The 7,519-nt window shown below is 72.8% G+C and carries 5 protein-coding genes; 4 read left to right on the top strand and 1 reads right to left on the bottom strand.

The features are described from left to right. Positions 1-338: 338 nt before the first annotated feature. A complete protein-coding gene (locus tag ACYVOO_RS21495) occupies positions 339-1,391 on the bottom strand; it encodes an enoyl-CoA hydratase/isomerase family protein (RefSeq protein ID WP_461017297.1) in 1,053 nt (350 codons plus the stop codon). Between the two features lie 672 nt (positions 1,392-2,063). Between ACYVOO_RS21495 and ACYVOO_RS21490 the strand changes: the two genes are divergently transcribed. The 4 genes from ACYVOO_RS21490 to ACYVOO_RS21475 form a co-directional block, all read left to right on the top strand. Beyond that, positions 2,064-3,302, top strand: a complete 1,239-nt coding sequence (locus ACYVOO_RS21490) for a beta-ketoacyl [acyl carrier protein] synthase domain-containing protein (RefSeq protein WP_461017281.1) — start codon at positions 2,064-2,066, stop codon at positions 3,300-3,302. Beyond that, positions 3,197-4,498 carry an acyltransferase domain-containing protein gene (locus ACYVOO_RS21485; RefSeq protein WP_461017280.1) on the top strand — a complete coding sequence of 434 codons (1,302 nt, stop codon included), beginning with the start codon at positions 3,197-3,199 and terminating at the stop codon, positions 4,496-4,498. The genes ACYVOO_RS21490 and ACYVOO_RS21485 overlap by 106 nt, the downstream gene beginning before the upstream one ends. A gap of 41 nt (positions 4,499-4,539) precedes the next feature. Next, the gene (locus ACYVOO_RS21480; protein ID WP_461017279.1) at positions 4,540-4,716 is read left to right on the top strand and encodes a hypothetical protein; all 177 of its coding nucleotides are present in this window, start codon (positions 4,540-4,542) and stop codon (positions 4,714-4,716) included. A 13-nt stretch (positions 4,717-4,729) separates the two neighbouring features. Next, positions 4,730-7,519 (top strand): aldehyde dehydrogenase family protein (locus tag ACYVOO_RS21475; RefSeq protein ID WP_461017278.1); only part of this gene is annotated, 2,790 nt, incomplete at its 3' end.

Genomic DNA, 7,519 nt, shown 5'->3' with positions numbered 1-7,519 from the left:
CACCCTCACCACTCCCCCCACACCCCAAAAACCGGACACAACAAGACCAGTCAACAGGACAGACAAACCACAACAAAACAACGCGGCAACAAGACAGAGCAGCGGACCGGGAAGGCCGAGCAGCGCAGGACGGGACGTGTTCCAGCTCGCCCAGACACCCCCTCCCCCCAAGGCCAGCACGACACCACAGGCTCCGTTCCAGACCCGTGAGACCTGCTGAAGTCCGACACCCCGCGGGACCCGTTCACGAAAACGCCGCCCGAAGAGACCACGACGGGCAGGGACCACTCGCCGGATCCGCCACAGCCGAGGAGCGAAGACCGCGGCCCCCGTCCCCCTCAGCCCGCGGGACGCACCGGCTCGACGGCATCCACAAGACCCCAGCGCAGAGCGGTGCCCGCATCCAGAGCCCGGCCACCGAGAGCGAGGTAGAGGGTGCGCCAGCGGCCGATGCGGCGCGGCAGGCTGACCGTGCCGCCGACGCCGGGAATCAGCCCCATCTCCAGCTCCGGCAGCCGGAAAAGCGTGGCCGGATCGGCAACGACCCTCGAGCCAAAGGCGGGCAGCTCGACACCGGCACCGACACAGTGACCGTGCACCCGCGCCGTGATCCGATCGCGCAGCGCGTGCAGCGGACGGGCCGCACCCGCACGGGTGCGGACCAGGTGCGCGGTGGCCAGATCGGTAGCGGCGCCGAACTCGGCGAAGTCACTGCCGGAGCAGAACACGGGCCCGGCGCCGTTCAGGACGACGGACTTGACGGAGTCGTCCAACTCGGCGAGGAACAGGGCGTCCACCAGGGCGTCCCGTATGCGCGCGCCGTGGGCGTTGCGCCGCTCCGGGAGGTTCAGGGTCAGCCGCAGGGTGTCGCCGTCGTGCCGCACCAGCACGGGGTCCCGGCCGGTGGCGGGCGCCGGTGTGCGGTGCCCGCGTGCCGCGAACCAGTTCGCGAAGCCGCCCCCGCCGAGCAGCGTGGAGTAGGCGAGGGACTCCGCGTCCAGGGCCTGACGCACCGGCAGCCCGGCGGTGTCACGCAGCAACGCCCCCAGGACGAGCGCGGCCTGGGGCTGCCAGGCAACACGTTCACCGAGCGCTTCCGCCGCCGCGACGGGGTCGGGGACGGCCACCGTCCAGGGCCGGTCCGTCTCGTCGCGCACCAGGGTCAGGTCGAGGGCGGAGACGAGGGGATCGAGGGCAGGATGCGGACGCCCCTGGCAGACACCGACGAGCAGCCGGTCGCTCTCTTCCGCCCTGGCCACGGCCCGCTCCACCACGTTCGGGACGGGAGGCGGACCGTCGAGTCCGACGGTCCACCAGGGGGCGGCGAGGGAAGCGCCAGGGCCGAACAGGCCCGTCTGAGCCGCCCCTTGGGCGAGTTCTTCCACGGTCATCACGCTGGGAGCCATCACCCGTAAGACGTAGCACCCTCGCGTACGTGCGCGCACACCGGGGAGCCGGGAACGCCGCAGTCACGGCGCGCGGCGGACTCCCGCACGGGGTCCGACTGTGTGGAAGACCGGCATCGCCGGGCGAGGAGCCGCCCCCGCACCCTCGCGCCGACCGGCGATCCGCCGTACGGTCCCTTCGACCCACCCGTGGGCAGTCACAGTGGGCGGCGGTCGAGCGGCGGCGCAGCCGACGTCAAGGTCTCGTCGGCGATCTCACCCTGGCGATTTCGCGAGGGACCACCGCACAGCGGCGGGCGCTCATCGCATGGGTGCCCATCACACTGTCCGCTCGCCCAAGGGCGGGGACCGGCACGGACATCGGCGCGAGTACCCCCCTCGTCGCCGTCCCCCGGTGGCGGCCGACACCGGGGCGCCGGAGACGTCCGGGCCGGGGCGCGCGGGTGCTGACCGCGGTTCCTCCGGTCGGCGCTCCCGGCTCCATGCGTTGACGCCCGACGCCGCCCTTTCACGGAGAGTGACGCACTCGCACTGCGACATCACGCAAGATGCGCCCTTCTCGCACCCTTTGCCCATTTGACGCGCCCGATCCTCCACGTCACAGTTACCGATCGTGTTGATCAGCTTCATCGCGTGACGGGACTGGAGTGTCGGGCAATGGAAGCTTTCCCGAAGACGGACGCATTCGCCATCGTGGGGCTGGGGTGCAGACTGCCCGGCGGGATCACGGACCTGGCCGGGTTGTGGGAGGCGCTGGAAGCCGGCCGGGACCTGGTCGGGGAGGTGCCGGAGGACCGGTTCGAGGCCGCGCGGTTCGTCGATACCGCGATGGCCAGGCCGGGCAAGTCGTACACCGCGAGGGGCGGGTTCCTCCCCGACATCGCGGGGTTCGACGCGGACTACTTTGGGATCTCGCCGCGTGAGGCGGCACAGATGGACCCCCAGCACCGGCTGCTGCTGGAGACGACGGCCGAGGCACTGGACGACGCGGGGATCGATCCCGCGACGCTGGCGGGCTCCGGCACCTCCGTCTTCATGGGCATCTCGGACTTCTCCTACGGCGGGATGCAGATGACCAGAGCCCGCCAGATGAACGCCTACTCCATGGCCGGCAGTGCCCACTCGATCGCGGCCAACAGGCTCTCCCACTTCTTCGACCTGCGCGGACCGAGTCTGGCGATCGACACCGCCTGCTCGTCCTCGCTGGTCGCCGTGGAACGCGCCTGCCGGGAACTGGCGTCGGGCGGCAGCCAGGTGGCGCTGGCGGGCGGGGTGAACGTCCTGCTGAACCCGAACTGCTTCGCCGGGTTCAGTCAGGCCGCGATGCTCTCCAGGCGGGGCCGGTGTGCGGCGTTCTCGGCGGACGCCGACGGATTCGTGCGGGCCGAGGGTGCGGGCGTGGTGGTGCTGAAGCCGCTGGCCGACGCGGTGGCCAGCCGCGACCTGATCCACGGGGTGATCGCGGCGGCCGGCAGCAACTGCGACGGGCGCACCCCCGGACTGGCCCTGCCCAGCGCGCAGGCCCAGGAGGACCTGCTGCGGCAGGTGTACGAGCGGGCAGGTATCGCCCCCGACGAGGTCGTCTACGCGGAGGCGCACGGCACGGGCACACAGGCGGGCGACCCCGCCGAGTGCACCGCGCTGGGCCGGGTGCTGGGTGCCGCACGGACGACAGGGCCGCTGCCCATCGGGGCGGTGAAGTCCAACGTGGGCCATCTGGAGCCCGCTTCGGGCATGGCGGGGCTGTTCAAGGCCCTCGCCGTGCTGCGTACGGCACGATCCCGCCGTCGTTGCATCTCGATCCGCCCAACCCGGAAATCGACTTCGCCGGGCTGGGGCTGGAGCCGGTCGGGCGGGCCCGCCCCCTGGCGTCGGGCGGGAGCCGTCGCTTCGTGAGCGTCAACTCCTTCGGGTTCGGCTGCGCGAACGCGCATGTGGTCCTCGCTCCCCCGCCGGTTGCCACCCGGCAGCCCGACGGCGATACGGCCCGCGGTGATACGGACGGCGGTGACACAGCCCGCGGTGACAGGGCCGACGAACTGCCGGTGACCGCTTCGGGCCGCACCCCGCAGGCCGCCGAGGAAGCGGCGCGGCGGCTGGCGGCCCGGCTCACCAGGGCCGCGGCCGAGGCCCCGGCAGAGTTCTACGACATCGCGGCCACCACCTGTGTCCGCCGGGCCAGGCACCGCTACCGCCGGGTGGCCCTGGCCTCGGCTCCCGGAGAAGCGGCACGGCTCCTGGGCGGCGACGGTGCGACCGGCGAGGCGGTCGAGCGCGGCCGGGTCGCGCTGGTCTTCGCGGGCAACGGCTCGCAGTGGGCGGGGATGGCCGCCGACCTGCTGGCGGAGGACCCGGTCTTCCGCGCCGAGGTGGCGGCGGTCGACGCCGCGCTGACGCCCCGCACCGGCTGGTCGGTCGCCGAGCAGATGCGCCGCCCCGCGGACGAGTGGGGGCTGGCGTCCACCGAGGTGGCGCAGCCGCTGCTGTTCTCGGTGCAGGCCGGGATCACCGCGGTGCTGCGTGAGCGGGGTGTGCGGTGGAGGAGTGCGCTCGGGCACAGCGTCGGGGAGGTGGCCGCCGCGTACGCCGTCGGCGCGCTGTCCCTTCAGGACGCGGCGCGGGTGGTGGCCGAGCGTGGCCGGGCCCAGGCCGCCACGGCCGGTCGTGGCCGGATGGCCGCGGCGGGGCTGTCGCCGTCCGAGGCACGGCGGGCTCTGGAGGCGTATCCGGAGCTGGTCGTGGCCGCGGTGAACAGCGCCAGGGACGTGACGATCGCCGGGCCGGAGTCCCGGCTGAAGTCCCTGGGGGACGAGCTGACGGCCCGTGAGGTGTTCTTCCGGCTCATGGACCTCGAATACCCCTTCCACAGCCCGGCCATGGAAGCGGTCAGGGCGCCACTGGCCGCGGCGCTCGCCGGGCTCGCGCCCCGGGGAAGCACCGAGGCGCTGATCTCCACCGTGACCGGCGGCCCCGTGCCCTCCAGTGGCCTGGACGCCGACTACTGGTGGCGCAACGTGCGCGAGCCCGTCCGGTTCGCGGAGGCCGTGGACCATGCCATGGACGCGGGCGCCGATGTCCTGCTGGAGTACTAGACGCGAAGCTGCCGCTCCAGGACTACGGCGTCGACTCCCTGATGGCCGCCGAGCTGCTGACCACGCTGAAGCAGAACCTCGACGTCGGCATCCCGCCCCTGGAACTCCTCCAGGGCGGCATCACCCTCACCGACATCTCCCGCCATGTGCTGCTGCGCCTGGGCGCCCGTACCACCGGCGCCGTCGACGCCACCACCGCCACCGCCGCCAACGGCTGAACGCGAGACCCTCATGGTGACCTGTCCACACCCCCATGGCCCCGCGCAGGACTCCCCCGGAGACATTCTCAGCTTCGGCCCGCTCCTCGGCGGCACGCCCCTCCCCTCCCCCACCGAGTGGGTGTACGCGCTGCGGGCGAGCGCGCTGATCGACGACCCCCTCGGCGCCACCTGTTACCGCAACGCGCTCAACGCCGGGCGCATGGGGCCCGAGGCCCATCCCGGCACGGTCCTGGGCCGCTGCGCCCTCGCCGGACCCGAGCACATGGACGCCGCCCTCCGCGCCGCCCGGGCCGCGGCCGCCGAATGGGGCGGCAGCCCGCCGGCCCGGCGTGCCGCTCTCGCCGAGGCGTTCCGTGAACGGCTGCGCGCACACGCGGACACGTTGACCGGGCTCCTGGTGGAGGAGGGGCATCCGGTCCGGCTGGCCCGTACGGAGGTCGAGAACCTGCTCACCTTCTTCGGCCCGGAGACCACCGAGTGGTGTCTGCGGCAACTGGAGACACGGCACACCACCGACGGCCGGACGATGGTGCTGCGCCGGGTACCTGACGGTGTGGTGTGCGTACAGCCTCCGCAGAACACCCCGGCGCTCGCTGTCGGCGCGGCCTTCCAGTCAGTGCTGGCGGGCAACGCGCTGGTGGTGCGGCTGTCCCGGCAGGCACCGGTCGCCGCGATGTACCTGCTGGAGCGGGTCGCCGTACCGGCACTGGCCGATGCCGGCGCCCCGCCCGGCGTCCTGTCGGCGCTGTGCGCGGACCCCGCCCAGGCGCTGGACACCTGGCTGGCGAGTCCCCTGGTGGACGACGTGCTCTACTTCGGCGACTGCCTCCGGGGCGAGCAGTTGGAGAAGGCGTGCCTGACCGCGGGCAAGAAGCCGGTACTGGAACTCGGCGGCAACGACATGGTCATGGTGTGGCGGGACGCACCTCTGGAGCAGGCCGTAGAGGTGCTGATGGAGTCCTTCCACGGCAGCGGTCAGATCTGCTGCGCCCCCAACCTCGCACTCGTCCATCCCGGCATCGCCGACTCGCTCACCGGCCTGCTCACCGACCGGGTCAGGGCGCTGCGCCCCGGCTTCCCCGACGATCCCTCGGTGGTGCTGGCCGCCTCGCCCAGCACCGCCGGGTACGACGCCGCGCTCGCCGACGCCCGGCAGGCGGGCGCCCGCGTGCTGACGGGCGGACGGCACCTGGACGTCCACGGCCGCGAGAGCGACATCGCCGTCTTCGCGGAGCCTGCGCTCGTCCGGGTGGACGGACTCGCCCGCGCGCGGGAACTGCGCTCCGTGCGGCACGAGACGTTCTTCCCCCTGCTGACCCTCGTCGTCCCCGATCCCGCCTCCGACGACGAACTCCGGGCCGGGATGACGGCGTTCGTCGCCTCCGGCTCGTACGGCCTGCGCAACTCCCTGCTGGCGCGGGATCCCGAGGTCATCGACAGGTTCGTGCAGGATGTCCGCTCGTGCGGCCAGCTCCGCGTCAACGACTCGCACCTGGCGGGTGTGCCCTACCTGTCGCAGCACGGTGGTCCGGGGCTGAGCGGCGACCGGCACGGTGAGCTGAACTACCCGATGCTGCGCACCAGCCGCCTCCAGGGCGTGTCCATGGCGCAGTCCCCGCCGCCTTCCGGAGCCGCGGCACCGTACGTTCCGACGCAGACTTCGGCGCAGACCCCGGTCCGGGCACCGGCGCGGGCCAGGCCCAGGGTCGAGGCCGTAAGGGAATACCCGCCCGGCTGGCCGCCCGAGGCACTGCCCGGTGGTCTGCCGGCCCCGTTCACCGAGGGGTTCCAGCACGACCCCTACCCCACGTTGCACTGGCTGCGCGAGCACCGGCCGGTGAGCCGCGTCAGCAGCCCGGACGGTCATGGCTGGCTGCTGACCCGCTACCACGACGTCCGTCAGGCGCACACCGACCCGCGGGTGACCTGCGACAGCACACGCACCACCGCCGGGCGGACATGGCTGCGGCACTGGCCCGCCGAACTGCGCGAGCGGCTCTTCACCCACCTGCTCGACGCCGACAACCCGCGCCACGCCGACATGCGCGCTCTCATGCGCCCCTTCTTCACACCCGCCCGGCAGGAGCAGTGGCGTGCCAGGGTGCGGCGCGTCGTCGACACCCGGATCGACCGGATCGCGGACCGGGGCCGCGGTGACCTCATGGCAGCCGTCGCCTACCCGCTCGGCGGCAACGTCCTGTTCTCCGTCCTGGGCGCCACCCCGCCCCGGATGGACCACCTGCGGGCGATGATCTGGCGTACCGCCGAGTGGAACAACGACGTCCCCTACGTGGCGGCCCTCGCCCATGAGATCGACGCGTTCGTCCGCAAGGCCGTCGCGGAGAAGCGCCGCTCCCCCGGCGACGACCTGATCTCGCTGCTGGTCCGGGCCCGCGACGAGGACGGGCTGCTCAGCGAGGACGAACTGCACGGTCAGGTCATGATGATGCTCGTGGCGGGCCAGGACCCCAGCATCAACAGCGTCGGCAACAGCCTGCACGCACTGCTCACCCACCCCGCGCGGCTCGCCGAGCTCCGCGACACCCCGTCCCTGACGGCGACCGCCATCGGCGAACTGCTGCGCTTCGAAAACCCTCTGCCCTTCACGAGCTGGCGCGGCACACTCGAAGCCGTCGGATTCGGCGACGTCACCGTGCCGGCGAACGAGTCCCTGTTCCTGTGCCTCGGCGCGGCCAACCGGGACCCCGCACGGTACCCCGAACCCGACCGCCTCGACCTGCGCCGCCCCACCCCTGGCCATCTCGCCTTCGGCCACGGCGCCCACTACTGTCTGGGCGCC

It is taken from the genome of Streptomyces daliensis (genome assembly GCF_054782395.1).
Note: the sequence above shows the minus strand (reverse complement) of the source record. Positions and strands in the feature narration are given on the sequence as shown.